Here is a 19,036-nt window from a genome sequence, read left to right as displayed (position 1 = left end):
GGGGGGCGGCGGTCGCGCCGAGGCAGCAGCAGGCGAGCCAGCAACCGAACCCGCGCAGCGTCCAGTGGCGTGTGTTCATCACGTGCCCTCCACGAGGTACAGGCGCAGCGTGAGCGTCGATGCCGCGGACGGGCTGGCGGTCAGCTTCAGCGCATCCCAGCGCAGGCCGGGCAGCGCGCTCTCCAGCGCGGACAGGTACTCGACCAGGTCGGCATAGCTGCCGCTCACGGCGAGATCGACGCCCTGCCAGCGCAGGGCGGTCTTCGCGACGGCAGAAGAAGCCGCCGAGGACGGCGGCTCGGTGGCCGTTGCCAACTTGCGAAGCGTGAGGCGCTCGTGGCGCGCCAGCGTGCGCTCCAGCAGTTGCGCCAGGGCCGTGCGCTCGCTGGCCGTGGTGCCCAGGCGCTCGATGTCGGCGTCGACGGCCTGCTGCCGGGCCTGCAATCGCGCAATGTCGTGGCGCAGCCGCATCACCGGAGAATCGGCGTCGGGCGTGCGCGTGGCCTGCGCCAGCCGGGTGCGCAGCGTGACGAGCTCGGCGTTGTCCTGCTTCAGCCGGGCCGCCAGCAGCTTCTGTTCGGCGATGGCCGGCGACAGCACGAGCGAATCGGCAGCCGCGGCCATCAGCAGCGCGATCGACGCGAACAGCATGCAGCGCTCGCGCAGCCCGAGGCCGTCGATGCGGCGCGCCAGGCGCTTTCCATGAGGGCGAAGCTTCATGGCCGCCCTCCTGCCTGCGTCAGCGTGAAGCGCCAGTCGTCGCCGGCCTGGTCGACCTTCAGCGCCGTCAGCGACTGGCCGGCCAGCAGCGGCTCGTCGGCCAGCGCGGCGATCCACGGCTTCAGCGCCGACGGGTCGAGCGTGCGGCCGGACAGCGACAGCGATTCGCCGTGGATCGCGATCTCGTCGAGCCAGGCGGAGGCGGGCACCGTGCGGGCGATCAGGCGCAGGCGTGCCGAATGGCTGCGGCCATCGACGATGCGACCGCGCATCAGCTCGGCCAGCGTCTGCTCGCGCTCGGCCAGCCGCCGCTGCAGCGACTGCAGGTCCTGCCCGAGGCTCGTGGTGCTGGCGGCTGCGCCCGGGTTGGCCGCGATGGCGCGCTGCAGCGTCTGCCGCTCGGCGGCGTGCTGCTGCGAGGTGGACTGCAGCTCGCGGCCAAGCGCCGTGTTCTGGACCACGGTCCATGCGCAGAGGGCGGCGATGCCGAGGCTGAGCAGGGCCAGCGCCTGGACCAGCGTGCGGGCCGAGAAGTGCCGAGGCTGCGTCAGCAGGATCGGGCTGAAGAGGTTGATCTGTTGCGGCATGGCTCGGCCTCAGCGGTTGCGGTGGCCGTCGCGCAGCAGCGCGCCGAGCAGCGGCAGGACGGTGCGCGCGAGCGTGGTGTCGCCGCGGCAGGCCGCCATCACGCCGTCGAACGCCGGGCGCGGGTCGAGCGTCGCGACGGGCTGGCCGAGCTGGCGTGCGAGCACCGCCGCGAGCGCGGCGGTGGACTCGCYGGCGTCGACGGTCACACCGTGCAGCGGCAGCCCGGGCCAGGAGCGCTCCCACAGGTCGAGCGAGCGCTGCACCTCGATGACGATGCGCGGGGTCTCAGCGCTGTCGTCCTCGACGGCCAGGTCGACGCCGTAGTCGACGATGTCGGGCATCTCGCCGGCCTCGAGCAGCGGGATCGGCTGCGAGAGGCTTTGCGACACGGCCGGCGCGGTGGTATCGAGCGCGCCCTCCCAGGCGAAGCGGCGGGTGTAGAACAGCTCGCCTTGGGCGCAGATCGTCAGCAGGCAGTGCTCGCCGTGGCGCATCAGCAGCGCGCCGGCCCGGTCGCCTTGCGTGCCGGCCTGTGCGAGGGCGCATTGCAGGTTGCGCTGCGCTGTCTCGCGGATGTCGATGGTGGCGAGCTGCAGGCCGGCCGCTTCGCACAGCGACGCGACGCCCTGGATCACGCGGTTCGGTGTCGCGGCGACGAAGGCCTGCTTCGGCCCGTGCGCGCGGCCGTCTCCGACGTGCATCACGTCGATCGTCAGGTCGTCGACATGGCAGTCGACCAGGTCCTTGATGCGCCAGCGGGCGGCGGCCTTCAATTCCTCGGGGGCGACCGCCGGGGTGTCGATCTGCAGCAACTGGCACTGCGGCACCTGCAGCAGCGCGACGACCGACTGCGTGGGCAGGCCGAGCGCGCGCAGCCGGCCGGCCAGTTCCTGCGGGCGAGCGGTGTCGACGGGCAGCGTGCCGCAGCGGCGCAGCAGCGGGCGGCTGCCGCCGGCGATGGCCGCCACCTGGGCGTAGACCAGCGTGCTGCCGTCGAGCGAGATGGCCAGCGAATCGGAGGGGATGGGGCGTGTCCACGGCCAGCGCAGGGTCATGTCAGTAGTTCTCGCGTTGGAAGAGGAATTTGTCGGCGCCGCGGTAGAGCCCGTAGGAGATGCGCGCCGATGGATCGCGGTCGTAGCTGCTGCCGCACCAGGCGCCGCGCAGGTAGGTGAGGCCGGCGCCGGCGGTGGCGGCATCGCCGCTGCCGGGCGTCCAGGGTTGCAGGCAGGAGGTGTCGGTGGCGCTGCTGCCGAGGCTCACGGCGATGTCGAAGGTGCCGCGGTGGCCGCTGACGCTCTGCTCGAGCATGATGAGGCCGCTGCCGGAAGAGAGCGTGAGCGTCGGATTGCCGGCCAGCACGTTGGTATCGCTGGCCGCCATCGTCAGGCGGTAGTTGCCGAAGTTCAGCGCGCTCGCAGGGATCGTCGTGCAGCTGTCCAGCGTGTTGGTGGCGAAGGCACTGCCGTTCCAGTGCTGCGCCGTCATGGGAACGAACGCGCGACGGTTGCGAGACATGATGACGTTCTGCAGGCGCAGACGGCCGAAGCGCAGCGGCACGCTGACGAGCGCCGTGTGGTCGTTGCCGCTGACGCTGCTGTCGGCATCGAGATCGAACGAGCCCATCGCCGTGTAGTCGCTGTCGACCGGGGCGATCCCGAAGGTGGCATCGAAGGGACCGTCCGGTGAGCTGGCGCGCTCGGCCGTGGCGCTGACGGTGACCGCGGCAGTACCGGTGGCGTTTCCCCAGGTCCCCGAGATGGAACCGAGTGAAAGTCGCGGCGAGTTGGAAGTGGCCGAGAACACCGTGCTGCCGCTGGTGCCGGCCAACTGGAGTGTGCCGGCGTTGCCAAGATCGAGCTTGGCGTAGCTGCCGGTGTAGTTCTTCGTCGTATTGCCCAGTGCGTCTTGTGCCGTGAGCGTGAAGTTGATGGCGAAGGTTTCGCCCAGGTAGTTGAAGGTGGAAGCGGGCGAGCAAGCGCTCTGCGGGCGCAGCGTGACGCTTGCGTTGCTGGCGGCGAACCTGGCAGGCGCGAAGCGCCCGATGGTCGATGTCGACGTGGCTGAGGCGGCGGACGTGAACAGCGAGCCGTTCAGTGTCAGGCCGCTGCCGAGGTAATCGGTGACGAGCGATTGGCTGTCGAGCTGGAAGGTTCCCACTTCCGAGTAGCTGAGGGTGCTCGGCGTGGCCTTGCCGCCGGAAAAGCCGGAGATGCTGCTGCCATTGCTCAGCGTGCCCAGCACGCCGGTGGATGGCACCTGGCTGCCGGCGAGGGGCCGGAGCGTCACGGCACTGTTGAAGGAGGGCGCCAGGCCGCCAGCCGTCACGTTCGTCAGGGTCGCCGTGCCGTCCGGCAGGCCGTCGTCGTTGCCATCGGTTCCATTGCCGGCCATCGAGGATGCCCAGCGGTAGGCGGCGACATCGGCCTTGAAGCTGTAGCCGGCGCGACAGAATGGAGGGCCGCCCCATTCGGGACGGTTCGAGAATTCGACAGGCTGGTTCAGGTAGCCGTGTGTGCACCACAAATTGCTGACAACCAGCGCGAAGGGCCGTACCGTCAGCGCATTGCCCGTGCCGCTGATGGTCGCGCTCGTGTAGCTCTGCGAATCGTCCTGCAGGCTGAAGCTGTAGCGACCGATGTCCGTCGTGCCGACATTGAAGCTCGCGACGCCGTTGGTGAAGTTCAGCGTGATGTTGCTGGTGGCCGGCTGCGCCGCGGGGATGGTCAGCGCGGGCGAGACCACGGTGGGCGCCGTCCAGCTGCCGTTCGAATCGGTACGCCACATCTTGAGTGAGTGGCTGCCGGTGTAGTCGGTGGCGATGCCACAGTTTGCGGAACTTGAATCGCCGCGCGTCACGGTGAGCGTGTAGTCGTGAGGGCGACCGGCGACGGCCACATCGCTGCCGGCGATCTTGCCGGCAGCGTCTTCCGTGAAGACGAATGCGTTGCTGCCGCTGACCGAGATGGTGGACGAAGTGCTGCTCGAACCGGAAACGGAAGGATCGGCGGCGGTGATCGAGAAACTCTGCGCCCGGATCTGAGCCAGGTTGAGCCGGACGGATCCGCCGTCCGCGGAATTGAAGGTGTACGCGGCGGCCCCGTCGTCGGCGGTGCCGTTGGTGAACGTTCCGTTGGGCGCTGGGGACCCGGCGCTCCAGTCGCCACGGCCGGTGGAGGTGCTCAGCGAGACCGCGCCGGTGTAGCTGGTCTTCGCGCTGCCGTCGGTGTTCAGCGCCGTGAGCGTGACCATCGTGGATCCGCAGGTGCCGCTGCTGCTGGTGCCGATGGTGAAGCTGACGCCGGGGTTGCCGGTGCAGTGGAAAAGCTGGCTGGAGGGAACGCTGACGTACGAACTGCTGCCAGGCTTCTTCCACACCAGTTGGATGATGTTGCCCGTTGCCCTGTTGAAGTATTCCAGGGTGATCGGAATGTAGGTCCCCGCCGTCAGCGTGACGGAGCTGCCCGTAGCCAGGCTCGTGCCGGTGGTGGTGGTGAACCAGTTGCCTGCGTGGTAGGCACCATTGATCCACACGCGGGCGTTGTCTCTCGACAAGAAGCCGAGGACGTACGAGCCCGTGGTCGGCACGAGGATCGCCCCGGTCCAGCGCACACTGTAGTTGGTGGCAGGGATGCCGCTGACCGGGGCGGCGGCTCCCCAAACGAAATCGGCCGACGCATCGGTGCGGGACACGGTGTTCCCCGTGAAGAATGCGCCGGCGGTGGCGTTCTGGTCGTAGTAGGTGCCGGTCAGGCCGCTGGTGTAGGTTGCGGTGTAGGCAACGGTGGCCGATGTGTTGGCGGCGATCGTGTTGGCAGGGCCGACCGCCAGGTCGGCGATGTTGTTCACGGTCAGCGTCTGCGAGGCCGAGAGCGCCGGTGAAATGGTCAGCAACACGGACTTGCCGTCGGCCTGCAGGGTGGCGGTGCTGACGGTGTGCCCCCCAGTGAGTGCGTAGTTCGCGATCGTCTGGGCGTTGCCGCTGTCGACCTGTTCCGAGAATGTCACCAGCACCTGGTTGGCCGAACCGCACGGCATCCGGGCCGATACGAGCGTCGGCGCGACGCTGTCGCTGACCCGGGTCGTCAACCCCAAGGTGCCATTGCTGGCGGGAATCACGGTTGCCGTCGAGCCGACGGGAGACGGGCCGGCCCACAGCAGGCGCGCCGTCGCGGCGCCGGTCGATTCATAGAATTCATACGTGAACGCATGGCGGCTGCCGGCGGTCAGCTGGTTCGGGCATGACGCGGAGATCGAGACGGCCGAGCTGCGGTTGGTCCAGTTCTCGATGAGCTTCTCGGTCGAGTCGAAGCTGCCGTCGAGGTTGCAGTCCAGGTAGAGCCTCACGCCGTCTGCCGCCTGCACGGTGAAGGTGTAGCTGCCGGTGGCCGGAACCAGCACGTAGCCTGTGTAGCGAATCAGGTAGTAGGTGCTGCTGACACCATCGGCCGGCGCGGACGTGATGCCGTTGAGGTTGATCGTCGGCTCGATGCGGTCGAGCGCGACGGACGGGCTGCTGAAGGTGTAGTCCGGGTTCGACGGATCGGTGTTGAAGTATTGGGCCCGCACGCCGGCCACCTCACCCGCCAGCGCGTTCATCGCGGTCCAGCATGACGCAACCGCAGCGAGCAGGGTCACCAGGCGCTTCAGCTTGCTCATCGCACGATCGTCCAGGTCAGTTGCCGCTCGACATAGGTCGGGACGGTGGTGGAGGAGGCCGGGCAGGCGCCGTTGTCCGGTGCGTTGCACGCATTCGCGACGACGGTCCAAAAGGTCAGCGTCGTCGCACCGTCGCTCGCGGTTGCCGGGTAGGCGGCCGGCGTGCGCGTGCAGGTCAGCGTGACCGTGAAGCCGCTCAGCGTGCCGCCCGGCACGATGCTGTTCGTCGCCATGCAGTCGCCGTTCGCGGTGCCGGCATGGGCCTGCCAGTACGCCCACCATTCCAGGCCGGCGCGTGCCGCCTGGTAGGCCCGCGCGGCCTGCAGGTCGGATGCCGCCGCGAGGTGCTGGCGCTGGCTGATGTCGGCCAGCGCCGCCCCGAGCGCGGCCAGCACGACCAGGATGAACACGACCGACACCATCGTGAAGCCACGGTGCCCGAGGCGCCGGCCCGGTCGCCGTTCAAGGCAGGTTGTCGACGTGGACTTCATGGTGCAGGGTGATGCTTTCGGTGCCCGAGGGCGTGCTGGTGGCCAGGCTCAGCTGCAGGCTGACCAGGCCGGCCCGCATCGCGAACACGGCGGCGTCGTAGGTGAAGCTGCAGGCGGTGACGCCGGTCGCGAGCACGCTGGAGGTGCCGCTGCTCGGTGGATCCGGCTGCGTGGCCTGGAAGCCGTAGCCGCTGTAGCGCGTCAGCGTGCCGGCGGCGATGTCGCAGCGGTAGGTCACCGGCGGGTCGACTGCGAAGACGCGGTAAGGCGCCGAGAAGTCACCGATCGGAAGGCCGGCCAGCGAACTCATCGTGATCGTCGTCGCGCTGCCGGCGGCGTTGGTGGCGGTGCGGCGGTTCGAGTTCGACTGTTCGGTGGCGCTGCTGTTGGCGGCATACGCATCCGAGCCGGTGATGCCGGGTCCGAGGTTGTAGAACACCAGCTGCTGTGCGCTGCCGACCGTCAGTGCCGGTCCGACGATGTCGAACGAGGTGTCGACGGTGCCGAACTGGAGGGGGTCCGTGCCTTCCGTCTTGTAGCGGGCAACGCTCGTGACCGGGATCAATTCCAGCGACAGGCCCGACGACGAGACCCGCGGGCTGTTCGGCAAGGCCAGGCGCAGCTCGCGCGCCATGCGCCGCAACGCGTTGTCGGCCACATCGACCAGCTGGGCGCGGGCCTGCGTGGCCAGGTAGAGCTGCACCGGCTGCACGATGAAGCGCGTGACGATCGCGGCGAGGATGCCGGTGATCGCGATGACGATCACCGCCTCGACGAGCGTGAAGCCGCGTGGCTGGCACGAGGCCGCCGGCGCATCAGATGGCAGGCGATGGCGCATGGGCGGTCCGGTAGCCGTCGAGGGTCAGCGTGTTGCCGTCCGGGCTGGTGACGGTGACGGTGATGCGCAGGACGGCACCGCTCGCTGCCGTCAGCTGGTAGTAGCTGTTGCCGAGGTCGGCCGCCGTCACGGCCACTGAGGCGCGGTAGCCCGACAGGGCCGTGATCGGCGTGTTCGTGATGTCGACGATGCCGTTCGCGGCATAGCCGTGGTAGTCGTTGACGTTGTCGAACTGCGGCGTGGCGGCGCGTGTCYCGTTCGACTCCGGGCCCATCGCCTCTGGCAGGCTGGCGCAGCCGGCCGCGCTGGTGACGGTCAGCGCCGCATTGGGATCATCGGGATCGCACCAGGTGAACGACATCTGCTCGATCTCGTCGAGCAGGGCCTCCGCGACCGCCAGCGCCTGCCGCCGCTGCAGCGGATCGGCGCTGTGCGCACCCGCCTGGATGAACACCCGCAGCACGCCTGCCAGCGCCGCGCTCAGCACGACCATGAACACGACGAGCTCGATCAGCGACAGGCCGCGCTGGATCGGGCGAGGATGAACATGACCGGATGGCAGGCTTGACATGCCGGACTTATCGGGGGTCGACGCCGTTGCTGGAGAGGACATATCAACCTCCCCTGCCCATCGCTGCCTGGCCGAGGCTCCACAGCGGCAGGAACACGCCGAGTGCCAGCACCAGCACCAGGCCGGCGATCACCAGCAGCAGCAGCGGCTCGATCGCGCTGGCGAGGCCCTTGATGCCGTAGGCGGTTTCGCGCTCGTACATGGCGGCGATCTCGAGCAGCAGCGCGTCGAGTTCGCCGGTCTCCTCGCCGACCGCGATCATCTGCAGCACCACCGGCGTGAAGATGCCGCTGGCCGCGGCGCAGCGCGACAGGCTGCCGCCGCGCTCGACGCCGTCGCGCATCTGTTCGATGCGGCTCGCGATCCACGCGTTGTCCACCGTCTGCGCGACCACCGTCATCGCCTGGCTGAGGGGAATGCCGCTGCGCGACGCCAGCGCGAAGCTGCGGGCGAAACGCGCCAGCGTGGCCTTCTGCACGATCGGCCCGGCGATCGGCAGGCGCAGCTTCAGCCGGTCCCAGCGGTAGCGGCCGTCCGGCGTGGCGAGCCAGGCGCGCAGCGCGAGGACGCCGGCCGTGCCGGCCGCCAGCAGCAGCGGCCACCACGCGAGCGTGAAGGCCGAGAAGCCGAGCAGCAGGCGCGTCATCAGCGGCAGCTGCGTCTTGAAGCCTGCGAACACCGAGGCGAAGGTCGGCAGCACGAACAGGTTGATGACCACCAGCGCGATGCCCATCGCCACCACCACCATCGCCGGGTAGCGCAGCGCCTGGCGGATGCGCGAGCGGATGTCCATCTCGAACTCGATGTGCTCGGCCAGCCGCAGGAACACCTCGGGCAGCCGGCCCGTCATCTCGCCGACCCGCGTCATCGCGATGAAGAAGGGCGTGAACACCTGCGGGTGCCGCGCCAGTGCGGCCGACAGCTCGCGGCCCTGGTCGAGGCAGGCGCGCACGTCGGCCAGCACCTGCGAGAGCGCCGGCTTCACGGCCGAGGCCTGCAGCCCCGCCAGCGCGCGCAGCAGCGGCATCCCGGCCCGCAGCAGCGTGTAGAGCTGCCTGGCCAGCACCAGCATGTCTTCGAGCGTGACGGAGCCTGCGCGCAGGGCCTGCCACCACGCGGGGGGCGCCGCCACCGCGCCGGCATCGTCCACGGTGATGTGCACCGGTGTGACGCCGCCGGCCAGCAGCTGGTCCGCCACCGCCGATTCGGTGGGCGCGTTCAAGCTGCCGGCGATCAGTTCGCCGCGCGCGTTGCGGCCTTTCCAGTGGAACCTATCCATGGCCGGCGTCCTGGTCGAATTCGCTGGTCAGGCGCATCGCCTCGGCGATCGAGGTCTGCCCGGCGCGCACCAGGTCGCAGGCGCGGTGCGCCAGCGTGCGGCCGCGCATGCGCTCGCGTGCCGCCGCGAGGAAGGCGGCCGGATCGCCGTGCGTGGCCGCATGGGCCAGCCCGGCGTCCATCTCCAGCATCTCGTAGACCCCCAGCCGTCCGGCGTAGCCGGTGCCGTTGCAGAGCTGGCAGCCACGGCCGCGCTGCGTGGGGGTGGCATCGCTGCCGGTCATCACGTCGAGCCAGGCGCCTTCCTGGGCGGTGGGCAGGTGCGGGCGCGAGCATTGCGTGCAGTTGCGGCGCACCAGCCGCTGCGCGATGACCGCCTGCAGCGCGGTCGCCACCATGAAGGCCGGCACGCCCATGTCGAGCAGGCGGAACGGCGTGCTGGCCGCGTCGCGCGTGTGCAGCGTCGACAACACCAGGTGGCCGGTGATGGCGGCGCGCAGGCCGATCTCGGCGGTCTCGGGATCGCGCATCTCGCCGACCAGGATCACGTCGGGATCCTGGCGCAGCATCGCGCGCAGCACGCGCGCGAAGCTCAGTTCGATCTTCTCGTTCACCTGGACCTGGGTCAGGCCGGGCAGGCGGTACTCCACCGGATCCTCGACGGTGATGACCTTGTTGCGTACCGCGTCGATCTCCGACAGTGCCGCGTACAGCGTGGTCGTCTTGCCGGAGCCGGTCGGGCCCGTGACGAGCACCGTGCCGGTGCTGCGGCCGAGCAGATCGCGAAAGCGCGCCAGCATGTCGCCGGGCATGCCGATGTCGTCGAGCCGCCGCACCTGGCTGCCCTGCCCGAGCAGGCGCATCACCAGCGATTCGCCGTACTGGCACGGCAGCGTCGACAGCCGCACGTCGAGCGTGCGATCGCGCAGGCGCAACGTGAAGCGCCCGTCCTGGGGCAGGCGCTTCTCGGAGATGTCGAGGTTGGCCATCAGCTTCAGGCGCTGCGCCAGCGCGGCGGCGATCCGCTTGTCGGCCTGCGTCTGCGTCTGCAGCACGCCGTCGATGCGGCTGCGGATCAGCAGCTCGTGCTCCTGCGGCTCGATGTGCACGTCGGAGGCGCCGATCTGCATCGCGTCCTCGAACACCGATTCGAGCAGCCGCACCACCGGCGCGCCTTCCTGGCCGACCGCGGCCTGCAGCGTGCCGAAATCGACCGCGTCGCCGATGTCCTTCTCGAGGGCCTTCGCGAGCCCGGTGATCTCTTCGGTGCGGCGGTAGTGGCGGTCGAATGCCGGCGTCAGCTGGCTCTCGGGCGCGACGGCCGACTGGATGCTGCGCTTCAGCAGGCGCGAGATGTCGTCGTGGGCGACCAGGTCCAGCGGGTCGGCGAAGGCCACCAGCAGGTGTTCGCCGCGGTCCTCGAGGACGATCGCGCGGTGGCGCCGCGCCGCCGCCTCGCCGAGCAGCCGCACCACCTCGCCCTTCAGCGGGAAGATGTTCAGGTTGACCACCGGCACGCGCAACTGGCGCGCCAGCGCATGGGCCAGCGCCTCTTCGGTCAGCGCGCCGCGCTCGATCAGCACACGGCCGAGCTTGCGGCCGCTCGCGCGTTGCAGCTCCAGCGCCTGCGCCAGCTGCTCTTCGGAGATCAGGCGCTGCGCGAGCAGCACGTCGCCCAGGCGCAGCTTCTCGCGGCGTGCCGCTGCCGTGGGGGCGTTCATGGCCACGCGCCCCCGCGGCGCGCCGGTGGGCGTGTCCCCGCGGGGACGGTCAGGTGTTGCTGGTCGCCCGCACCTCGGCCAGGCTGGTCACGCCCTGCAGCACCTTCTCGATGCCGTCCTGGCGCAGCGTGCGCATCCCCTCGAGCAGCGCGCACTGCAGCAGCTGTTCGGCACGCGCGCTGGTCTGGATCAGCCGGCGCAGTTCGCGGGACACGATCATCAGCTCGTGCAGGCCCGCACGCCCCTTCTGGCCGGTACCGCCGCACTTGTCGCAGCCGGGGCTGTGGTAGTGCATCAAGTGGCCGTTCTGGCCGAAGCGCTCTGTCCATTCTGCTCGGATCACGTCTGGTTGGAACCCAGGGTGATCTTGCGGACAGATATGCAAGTAATCGTGCAGAAGCTCGTCGATTTCGTCGGGAGATGCCAACCGTGCCACACGGCAGTGGGGGCACAAACGTCTCACCAACCTTTGTGCCAGTACACCCAGCAGGGAGTCCGCGAAGTTGAACGGATCGAGGCCCATGTCGATCAGCCGCGTGACGGTTTCAGGCGCGCTGTTGGTGTGCAGCGTGGACAGCACCAGGTGGCCGGTCAGCGAGGCTTCGACGCCCATCTGCGCGGTTTCACCATCGCGCATCTCGCCGACCATGATCACGTCGGGGTCGGCGCGCAGGAAGGCGCGCAGCGCCTTCGCGAAGGTCCAGTCGATCTTCGGGTTGACCTGCACCTGGCGCAGCCCGGGCTGGGTGATTTCCACCGGGTCCTCGGCAGTCCAGATCTTGCGCTCGGGCACGTTGATGTGGCTGAGCGCGGAGTGCAGCGTGGTCGTCTTGCCGGAACCGGTCGGGCCGACGCACAGCACCAGGCCGTAGGGGCGCTCCATCGCCTCCTTCAGGTGCTTCAGGTTCCACGGGCTGAGGCCCAGGTTGTCCAGCGGGATCGGCTTGGCCGACGCGAGGATCCGCATCACCACGTCCTCGAGCCCGCTGTTGGTCGGGATGGTGGCCACGCGCAGCTCGATCTTGTGCTGGGCCGAGAACTTCGAGAAATTGATCTTGCCGTCCTGCGGCTTGCGGCGCTCGGAGATGTCGAGGTCGCACATGATCTTGATGCGCGCGATCAGCGCGTTGCGGTAGTTCGGCGGCAGTTCCAGGTGGGTGCGCAGCGTGCCGTCCTTGCGGAAGCGGATCTTGATCTTGTCGCGGCCCGGGTAGCTCTCGATGTGGATGTCGGAGACGCCTTCCTTGTGCGCCTCGATGATCATGTTGTTGATCAATCGCACCAGCGAGTTGTCCGATTGCTCGATCTGCCGCTCGTCTTCGAAGGAGGGCAGGTCGAAGGAGTCCTTCTCCAGCGTCTCCATCAGCTTGCCGGTGTCGGCGGCGACGAACTCGATCGGCTTGTCGGGCGAGTCGCCGTTGGCCGCCTGGTGGTTGGCGGCGCCGATCTTCTCGTAGGCCTCGAAGATGGTATCGGCCACCGAGCGGCCCAGCGCCAGCACCGGCACGATCTTCATCTGCGCGATGAACTCGACCTCGTCGACCGCGTTGCGCCGGCGTGCCGGGTCGTCGATCGCGATCACCAGCCGGCCTTCGCGGATCAGCAGCGGCAACACCAGCATCCGCGCCGCGGCCGCATACGGCAGCTTGCGCAGCGCCTCGGCCTCGACCGGGAAGGCGTTGACGTTGACGACCGGGTAGCCCATCTTGCGCGCGAGCGCCGTCTGCAGGTCCTCGCGCGAGACGGTGCCCATGCGCACCAGCAGCTCGCCCAGCGGCACGCTGCGGTCGTTCTTCTGCTGCGACAGCGCGTCCTGCAACTGTTCTTCGCTGACCAGGCCGAGCGAGGTCAGCGCCTCGCCGATGCGCACCATCGGCATCTTGGCCTGCTGCTCGATCGCGCTGAGCAACTGGATGGGCGTGACGATCTGGCGCGAGACCAGGATGTCGCCGAGCTTCTGGTTGCGCAGTTGCTGCTGCATGTCGGCGGCCTGGGCCACCTGCTGCGGGGTCACCATCTTCTGCGCCACCAACAGGTCGCCGATGCGCTCGCCGATCTCGAAGCTCTCGTAGGCGTCGCGCGGCACGAACAGGCGCTGCACGCTGCCCTGCGCATCGATCGGCGGGAACAGGAACAGGCCGTGCGGCGTGTCCACATGGCCGATGGTGTCGCCTTCGAGCAGCGCGCCGGATTTCAGCGTCACCTTGTAGCGGCTGGACGGCCGGTGCTCCAGCATGCCGGCGTGCGGGTCGCGGCTGGCATCGCTGGCGGGCTTGAGCGGCTCGACGACGCGCAGGCAGCGGAATTGCGTGAAGCGCAGCGCCATCGTCGTGCGCGCCGGCGGCACCTGCACATGGGCGACGGTGGACTCCGGCACGAAGAAGATCAGCCGGCCGTTCATCTCGCGGTCGTTCAGCCCGACGATCTGGCAGGCCTGCGGCTGGTTCTGTTCCAGCGCATCGGGGTAGGCGGCGAACGGCGGCGTCGGCCAGCGGAAGCCTTCATGGCGGGCCTTCTCGGCCGGCGCGGGAGCGGGCGCCGGGGCGGGCGGTTCCGAGAGGGGCGGCAGGTCGAGCGCCCAGTTCGGCGGAGTCGTCAGATTGGACACGGGTCCATCCTTTGGAGGACGGGCGCGTGCGGACAGGCCGGCGCGCCAGGGCGCGGAACAGTTTTCCGCCCTGGCATCGTAGAAGTACCACCCCCAGTACGAAGCGATGAATTGACGGCCTTTGGGCCGCCATATCCGCTTGCGGAGCAGGTACTAGCTTTTCATCTGTTCCGGGAGGAACGTGATGATCTGCGGAAACAGGTAGAGCAGCACCACCATCAGAACCATCAGCAGGAAGAACGGGAAGGCGGTCTTCGCGATGTAGCCGATCTCGCGTCGCGTCATGCCCTGCAGCACGAACAGGTTGAAGCCCACCGGCGGTGTCACCTGGGCCATCTCGACGACGATCACGATGAAGATGCCGAACCACAGCGGATCGATGCCGGCCTTCTGCACGGTCGGCATGATCACACCCATCGTCAGCACCACCATCGAGATGCCGTCGAGGAAGCAGCCGAGGATCACGTAGAACGCGGTCAGCATCAGGATCAGCCCGAACTGGCTGAGCCCCAGCGTCGCGATCCACTCGGCCAGGTGGCGCGGCAGGCCGATGTAGCCCATCGCGAGCGTCAGGAAGGCAGCGCCGGCCAGGATCAGCGCGATCATGCAGTACAGGCGTGTGCCGCCCATCAGCGACTGTTTGAACGTGCTCCAGGTCAGCGAGCCCTGCAGTGCCGACAGGATCAGCGAGCCCAGCACGCCCAGGCCGGCGGCTTCGGTGGCGGTGGCGATGCCGGCGTAGATCGAGCCCAGCACCGCGGCGATCAGCAGCACCACCGGGATCAGGCTGCGCGATGCGTCGAGCTTCTCGCGCAGGCTCATCGGCGCGTCGGCCGGCGGGATCTGCTCGGGGTGGCGCAGCGACCACAGCGCGATGTAGCCCGAGAAGATCAGCGCGAGCAACGCACCGGGCAGCACGCCGGCGATGAACAGCTGCGAGATCGAGACATCGGCCGTCACGCCGTAGACGATCATGATGATCGACGGCGGGATCAGCAGGCCGAGCGTGCCGGCCCCGGCCAGCGAGCCGATCGCCATCGCATCGGGGTAGCCGCGGCGCGCGAGCTCGGGCAGGCTCATCTTGCCGATGGTGGCGCAGGTGGCCGCGCTCGAGCCCGACACCGCGGCGAAAATCGCGCAGCCCACGACGTTGGTATGCAGCAGGCGGCCGGGCAGGCGTTGCATCCACGGCGCGAGGCCCTTGAACATGTCCTGGCTGAGCCGGGTGCGGAACAGGATCTCGCCCATCCAGATGAACAGCGGCAGCGCGGTCAGCGTCCAGCTCGAGGCCGAGCCCCAGATCGTCACCGCCATCGCGTCGCCCGCAGGGCGCGAGCTGAACAGCTGCATGCCGATCCATGCGACGCCCGACAGCGTCAGGCCGATCCACACGCCGCTGCCGAGGATCAGGAACAGCGACGCGATCAGCAGCGTCGTCACCAGCAGGTCATTCATTGCGGCTTGCCTCTTCGGACACCGGCACCACGCGCCGGCCGAGGATCTCCAGCACCAGCTCGTCGACGAACGCGACCGCGAGCACCACGCTGCCGGCGGCCATGCTCAGCTGCGGGATCCACAGCGGGGTTGCGTCGTTGCCGGTCGAGATGTCGTGGAACACGTACGACTGCCAGGCGAGCTTGCAGGCATAGAACGCGGCCAGCGCCGCCAGGGCGCTCGCGGCGCCCAGGGCCCAGATCTCCAGGCGCCGGCGGGCCACGCCGTGCAGCGCGTTGAGCAGCAGCGTGACGCGGATGTGCTCGCCCTGCTTGAGCGTGTGGGCGAGCGCAAGGAAGCCGGTGGCGGCCATCAGGTAGCCGGCGTAGCTGTCGACGCCGGGCACGTTGAAGTGCAGTTGCCGGCTGACGATGGACAGCAGCACCGCCACCAGCAAGCCGACCATGAAGACCGCGGCAAGCGCGGCGCTGGCGTCGTACAGCGCGTCCAGCCCGCGGCGCAGCGCCGCGCTCACGGCTTGCGGTAGGCGTCGACGATGGCCTGGCCTTCGGGGCCGGCCTTCTGCAACCACTCCTGCAGCATCGTGTCGCCGACCTTCTTCAGGTCGGTCTTCAGCTGCGCGGACGGCGGCAGGATGGTCATGCCGTTCTTCTTCAGCAGCTCGAGGTACTCGGTGTTCTTGGTCTTCGACAGCGCCCAGCCGCGCGCCTCGGCGTCGGCGCCGGCCTTCAGCAGCGCGGCCTGGGTGGGCTTGTCGAGCGCGTCGAAGGCGGCCTTGTTGACCAGCACCGCGTTCTTCGGCAGCCAGGCCTGGGTGTCGTAGAAGTACTTGATGTGCTCGTAGGTCTTGGTGTCGTAGCCGGTCGAGCCGGACGACATGTACGACTCGATCACGCCGGTGGCCATGGCCTGCGACAGCTCGGCCGCCTGCACCGTGACCGGCTGCGCGTTGACGAGCTCGGCGATGCGCGAGGTGGCGGGGCTGTAGGCACGCCACTTGACGCCCTTCAGGTCGGCCGCCGAGTTGATCGGCTTCTTCACGTAGATGCCCTGCGGCGGCCAGGCCACCGCGTAGAGCAGCAGCATGCCCTGCTCGGCGAGCTTCTTGTCGAGCACCGGCTTCTGCGCCTTGTAGAGCTTGGCCGATTCGTCGTAGCTGTCGGCCAGGAAGGGCAGGCCGTCGGTGCCGAAGATCTGCCACTCGTTCTGGTAGTTCACCAGCAGGATCTCGCCGATCTGCGCCTGGCCGCCCTGCACGGCGCGCTTGATCTCGGGCGCCTTGAACAGCGAGGCGTTGGCGTGCACGGTGATCTTCAGCTTGCCGCCGGTGGCCTTGTCGACATCGGCGGCGAACTGGGTCAGGTTCTCGGTGTGGAAGTTGCTGGCCGGGTAGGCSGCGGGCAGRTCCCACTTGGTCTGGGCCCAGGCCGGGGCGGCGAGGGCGGCCGAGAACAGGCAGGCCAGGAGCGGAAGACGCACGCGCATGTGAGGTACTCCAGGGATTGATGGCGGCCAGGGTACGGAAGCCGGGGCCGGACGACCATACGGACTTCTACGCTTTAGCAAGGTCTGTTCCATCGGGGTCGCCGAGGGCATCTGCAAAATCTCTGCAAAGTCGCCGCCAAGACTCGCCCGCGAAGTCCGACTCAGGGAGATGACATGGACAACGTGCGGTCGAGCCAGCGCTGCGGCAGGCGACGGATTCGTGGGCTGATACGGCGCTGGTTAGTACCGCCTCTCATCGGCTGCCTGGCGCTGGTGACGATGTCGGTACCGGCGACCGCGCAGCGCCGAGCGGTCGGCGCGCACGATGGGGACCTGGCCGTCGTGCGCGGGATCCTGTCGCAGCCGGAGTCCGATATCGATCTAGCCTCGGCCAAGCTGTCGATCGATCGACTGATGGATCCCTCCGTCGACGCGCAGGCCACGCTGCGGAGCCTGGATGCGATGGCGGCAAGCTTGAAGGCGGCGATTCCGGTCGGCGCGCCCTCGCGGCTGAAGCTGGAGGTGTTGCGCCAGCACCTGTACACCGCCAACGCGTGGATCGGGCACCGGCCGTATCACTACGACCTCGACGATCCGCTAGGCCGGAACCTGCGCAACAAGCTGCTGACCGTTCATCTGGAGACCCGCGCCGGGAGCTGCATCTCGATGCCGATTCTGTTCGTCGTGCTGGGGCAGAAGCAGGGCATCGATCTCACGCTCGCGACGGCGCCGAACCATGTCTTCGTCAAGTACCGCGATGAGCGAGGCGAGTTGTTCAACCTCGAGGCGACGAGCGGAGCGGGGTTCACCCGAGATGTGTGGACGCGCCAGCAGTTCCTGATGACCGACCAGGCCGTTGCCGGCGGCGTCTACATGCGGCCGTCGAGCAGGAAGGAATCGGTGGTCGTCATGGTCGGCACCTTGCTGGAGTTCTACGAGCGGCAGGGGCTGCGCGAACTGCAGCTGAAGATGTCCCGGATGGCGCTGGACCACAACCCGCGGGACGTGGCGGTCATCCTTCACCAGCACGCCGCGTCGCTCTGGTTCAGCAACCTGCTCGTCAATCGGTATGCGACGCCCGACGACATGCCGGCTGCAGAACGCGCGTCGTTCGTGAGGCACGAGGTCGCGCTTCGGGCTCTGTTCCAGCGCGCATGGTCGCTCGGCTGGCGACCGGCGGATGAGGCGCAGGACGCGGCGGTTCGTCAGCGCGCCGCGAAGGCAAAGGCAACTCAACTGGAGAAGACGAAATGAACATCGCATCGGCTTTCGCCGTTCCGCTTCTGTTTGTGGCGCTCTGTCAGCCGCAGGCTGCAGCTGCGCGCTACGTGGAGAGCGATCCGATTGGATTGGCGGGCGGGGTCAACACCTACACCTACGTCGACGGGAATCCATTGAGCTACGTCGATCCGCAAGGACTGGCAACGTGTGTCTACTCCGTCAGCACGGGGCGCATGGACTGCATGCGCAATGGGAGTGAGAAGTTCACGTGGTCCGGAACCTTCGCTTCCGGCAACAACAGCGTGGCCGGGTGCAAGAACAATGCGGATTGCGAAAGCATGGAAAGCGTCGGGCCGATTCCGAGAGGGTGCTGGCTTTGGAGTGGAGGCAAGACCGGCAAGCCCGGAGGGCGAACACTGGCGCCGTTGCCGCCGTTGTCGTCAACGCCGTTCGGCCGGGATCTCTTTCGGACACACAGCTGCCTGAATCCTTTCGGACCTTCGACGGCGGCTCCCTACTGCTCGGAGGGGTGCGTGACCGGGACAGCGAGTACGGTCGCCGATCTGAACAGCCTGATTGACTCGGAACCTGGGAGTGTGATGTGCGTGGTCGATTGATGACCGTGGCGACCTTGTTGCTTCTTGCTCTTCCGGCAATGGCTGCGCCGGAAGACGAGGAGCAAGACCGCATCGGGGGAGAGTTGATTTTCGAGATCGTGAAGGTGCTGGCGTCCACACCGCACCTCGACACAGAGGTACGCGGCACGCTGGGTTCCTCTCTGGAGTTCTCGTTCCTCCTCCTGCAGCGCTCCCGGACGAAATCATCTGCAGAAGCCTTGGCCCGGACCGTAGTGCTTCGAATCGATGCTGGTGGCGGCGAGAGCAGGACCGAAGCCATCCTGTCAAAGGGGGCGGAAATGTTGCCGCTGCTGCGGAAGATTCAGCCCGGTGACGTCCGGCGTCTGTGTACCGGCGCGATGGGTGTCGCCTGCATGAGCGAGGGAGACGTCGCGCGCGAGATTGCTGATCTGTCCGACGCGTTGATTCATGGGCGGGTCATTCCCAACTGAGGTCCACGGACGATGAGGTCTTCAAGGCGGTTGTTTCGAACGGTGCTCGGTGGTGGCTTGATCTGGCTTGCCGTCCCCGCACTCGCTCAGACGCCGGTTGAGCGTTGTGCTGGCGCCATATGCCTGCGTGACCCGCAGCTGACGGAAGAGGCCTTCGTGCGGAGGTTCGGGCCAGGCATGCTGCTGACGGACGCGGATGAACCCGGGCTGCATCGCCACTGCTACTTCCTTGACGCTTCGCCGCGGTGGGTTCTCGTCACGTTCGATCACGCCTCGACGCAGCGGTCGTCGGAGTTGGTGAGCATCCTGATCAGCAGCATTGAGCTCTGTGC

Annotated in this window: 16 protein-coding genes; 3 read left to right on the top strand and 13 right to left on the bottom strand. The window is 68.2% G+C overall.

Going from position 1 to position 19,036, the window contains the following annotated elements:
* Window positions 1-78: 78 nt before the first annotated feature.
* From AC1D15_RS04265 to AC1D15_RS04205, 13 genes are all read right to left on the bottom strand, one after another.
* Window positions 79-720 carry a hypothetical protein gene (locus AC1D15_RS04265; protein WP_477825046.1) on the bottom strand — a complete coding sequence of 214 codons (642 nt, stop codon included), beginning with the start codon at window positions 718-720 and terminating at the stop codon, window positions 79-81.
* Window positions 717-1,307 (bottom strand): PilN domain-containing protein, encoded by a 591-nt coding sequence (locus tag AC1D15_RS04260; RefSeq protein ID WP_477825045.1) that lies wholly within the window; start codon window positions 1,305-1,307, stop codon window positions 717-719. Before AC1D15_RS04260 ends, AC1D15_RS04265 begins: the two co-directional genes overlap by 4 nt.
* Before the next feature lie 9 nt (window positions 1,308-1,316).
* Window positions 1,317-2,363 carry a hypothetical protein gene (locus tag AC1D15_RS04255; protein WP_477825044.1) on the bottom strand — a complete coding sequence of 349 codons (1,047 nt, stop codon included), beginning with the start codon at window positions 2,361-2,363 and terminating at the stop codon, window positions 1,317-1,319.
* Between the two features lies 1 nt (window position 2,364).
* Window positions 2,365-5,907: a PA14 domain-containing protein gene (locus AC1D15_RS04250; protein WP_477825048.1), complete on the bottom strand. Its 3,543-nt coding sequence runs from the start codon at window positions 5,905-5,907 to the stop codon at window positions 2,365-2,367.
* A 56-nt stretch (window positions 5,908-5,963) separates the two neighbouring features.
* The gene (locus AC1D15_RS04245) at window positions 5,964-6,389 is read right to left on the bottom strand and encodes an agglutinin biogenesis protein MshP (protein WP_477825043.1); all 426 of its coding nucleotides are present in this window, start codon (window positions 6,387-6,389) and stop codon (window positions 5,964-5,966) included.
* A gap of 40 nt (window positions 6,390-6,429) precedes the next feature.
* Window positions 6,430-7,296, bottom strand: coding sequence for a prepilin-type N-terminal cleavage/methylation domain-containing protein (locus tag AC1D15_RS04240; protein WP_477825042.1), 867 nt, complete (start codon window positions 7,294-7,296; stop codon window positions 6,430-6,432).
* Window positions 7,274-7,867, bottom strand: coding sequence for a prepilin-type N-terminal cleavage/methylation domain-containing protein (locus AC1D15_RS04235; RefSeq protein WP_477825041.1), 594 nt, complete (start codon window positions 7,865-7,867; stop codon window positions 7,274-7,276). Before AC1D15_RS04235 ends, AC1D15_RS04240 begins: the two co-directional genes overlap by 23 nt.
* Before the next feature lie 43 nt (window positions 7,868-7,910).
* On the bottom strand, window positions 7,911-9,146 hold the full coding sequence (locus AC1D15_RS04230) for a type II secretion system F family protein (protein ID WP_477825040.1): 1,236 nt from the start codon (window positions 9,144-9,146) through the stop codon (window positions 7,911-7,913).
* Window positions 9,139-10,866, bottom strand: a complete 1,728-nt coding sequence (locus AC1D15_RS04225; protein ID WP_477825039.1) for a GspE/PulE family protein — start codon at window positions 10,864-10,866, stop codon at window positions 9,139-9,141. Before AC1D15_RS04225 ends, AC1D15_RS04230 begins: the two co-directional genes overlap by 8 nt.
* 49 nt (window positions 10,867-10,915) lie before the next feature.
* Window positions 10,916-13,474 carry a GspE/PulE family protein gene (locus AC1D15_RS04220; RefSeq protein WP_489739959.1) on the bottom strand — a complete coding sequence of 853 codons (2,559 nt, stop codon included), beginning with the start codon at window positions 13,472-13,474 and terminating at the stop codon, window positions 10,916-10,918.
* Between the two features lie 153 nt (window positions 13,475-13,627).
* Complete coding sequence (locus AC1D15_RS04215; RefSeq protein WP_465113342.1) at window positions 13,628-14,929, bottom strand: TRAP transporter large permease; 1,302 nt, start codon at window positions 14,927-14,929, stop codon at window positions 13,628-13,630.
* A complete protein-coding gene (locus tag AC1D15_RS04210; protein ID WP_465113451.1) occupies window positions 14,922-15,431 on the bottom strand; it encodes a TRAP transporter small permease in 510 nt (169 codons plus the stop codon). Before AC1D15_RS04210 ends, AC1D15_RS04215 begins: the two co-directional genes overlap by 8 nt.
* Before the next feature lie 8 nt (window positions 15,432-15,439).
* A complete protein-coding gene (locus AC1D15_RS04205; RefSeq protein WP_477825038.1) occupies window positions 15,440-16,414 on the bottom strand; it encodes a TRAP transporter substrate-binding protein in 975 nt (324 codons plus the stop codon).
* A gap of 174 nt (window positions 16,415-16,588) precedes the next feature.
* On the opposite strand from AC1D15_RS04205, the gene AC1D15_RS04200 reads away from it, so the two are divergent.
* The 3 genes from AC1D15_RS04200 to AC1D15_RS04190 are packed head-to-tail and all read left to right on the top strand — an operon-like array spanning window position 16,589 to window position 18,704.
* Window positions 16,589-17,668, top strand: coding sequence for a transglutaminase family protein (locus AC1D15_RS04200; protein ID WP_477825037.1), 1,080 nt, complete (start codon window positions 16,589-16,591; stop codon window positions 17,666-17,668).
* Entirely contained in the window at window positions 17,665-18,252 is a 588-nt protein-coding gene (locus AC1D15_RS04195; protein ID WP_465113345.1) for an RHS repeat-associated core domain-containing protein, read from the top strand. Before AC1D15_RS04200 ends, AC1D15_RS04195 begins: the two co-directional genes overlap by 4 nt.
* Window positions 18,252-18,704 carry a hypothetical protein gene (locus AC1D15_RS04190; RefSeq protein ID WP_465113346.1) on the top strand — a complete coding sequence of 151 codons (453 nt, stop codon included), beginning with the start codon at window positions 18,252-18,254 and terminating at the stop codon, window positions 18,702-18,704. Before AC1D15_RS04195 ends, AC1D15_RS04190 begins: the two co-directional genes overlap by 1 nt.
* The last annotated feature ends 332 nt before the right edge of the window (window positions 18,705-19,036 follow it).

The organism is Rhizobacter sp. P2_H2 (assembly GCF_056403375.1).
This window is presented reverse-complemented; position numbering and strand designations above follow the sequence as displayed.

Coding starts and splice junctions, on each gene's coding strand:
- AC1D15_RS04265 (WP_477825046.1), bottom strand. CDS start 720: ATGAAGCTTCGCCCTCATGGAAAGCGCCTGGCGCGCCGCATCGACGGC.
- AC1D15_RS04260 (WP_477825045.1), bottom strand. CDS start 1,307: ATGCCGCAACAGATCAACCTCTTCAGCCCGATCCTGCTGACGCAGCCT.
- AC1D15_RS04250 (WP_477825048.1), bottom strand. CDS start 5,907: ATGAACGCGCTGGCGGGTGAGGTGGCCGGCGTGCGGGCCCAATACTTC.
- AC1D15_RS04245 (WP_477825043.1), bottom strand. CDS start 6,389: ATGGTGTCGGTCGTGTTCATCCTGGTCGTGCTGGCCGCGCTCGGGGCG.
- AC1D15_RS04240 (WP_477825042.1), bottom strand. CDS start 7,296: ATGCGCCATCGCCTGCCATCTGATGCGCCGGCGGCCTCGTGCCAGCCA.
- AC1D15_RS04230 (WP_477825040.1), bottom strand. CDS start 9,146: ATGGATAGGTTCCACTGGAAAGGCCGCAACGCGCGCGGCGAACTGATC.
- AC1D15_RS04225 (WP_477825039.1), bottom strand. CDS start 10,866: ATGAACGCCCCCACGGCAGCGGCACGCCGCGAGAAGCTGCGCCTGGGC.
- AC1D15_RS04215 (WP_465113342.1), bottom strand. CDS start 14,929: ATGAATGACCTGCTGGTGACGACGCTGCTGATCGCGTCGCTGTTCCTG.
- AC1D15_RS04200 (WP_477825037.1), top strand. CDS start 16,589: ATGGACAACGTGCGGTCGAGCCAGCGCTGCGGCAGGCGACGGATTCGT.
- AC1D15_RS04195 (WP_465113345.1), top strand. CDS start 17,665: ATGAACATCGCATCGGCTTTCGCCGTTCCGCTTCTGTTTGTGGCGCTC.
- AC1D15_RS04190 (WP_465113346.1), top strand. CDS start 18,252: ATGACCGTGGCGACCTTGTTGCTTCTTGCTCTTCCGGCAATGGCTGCG.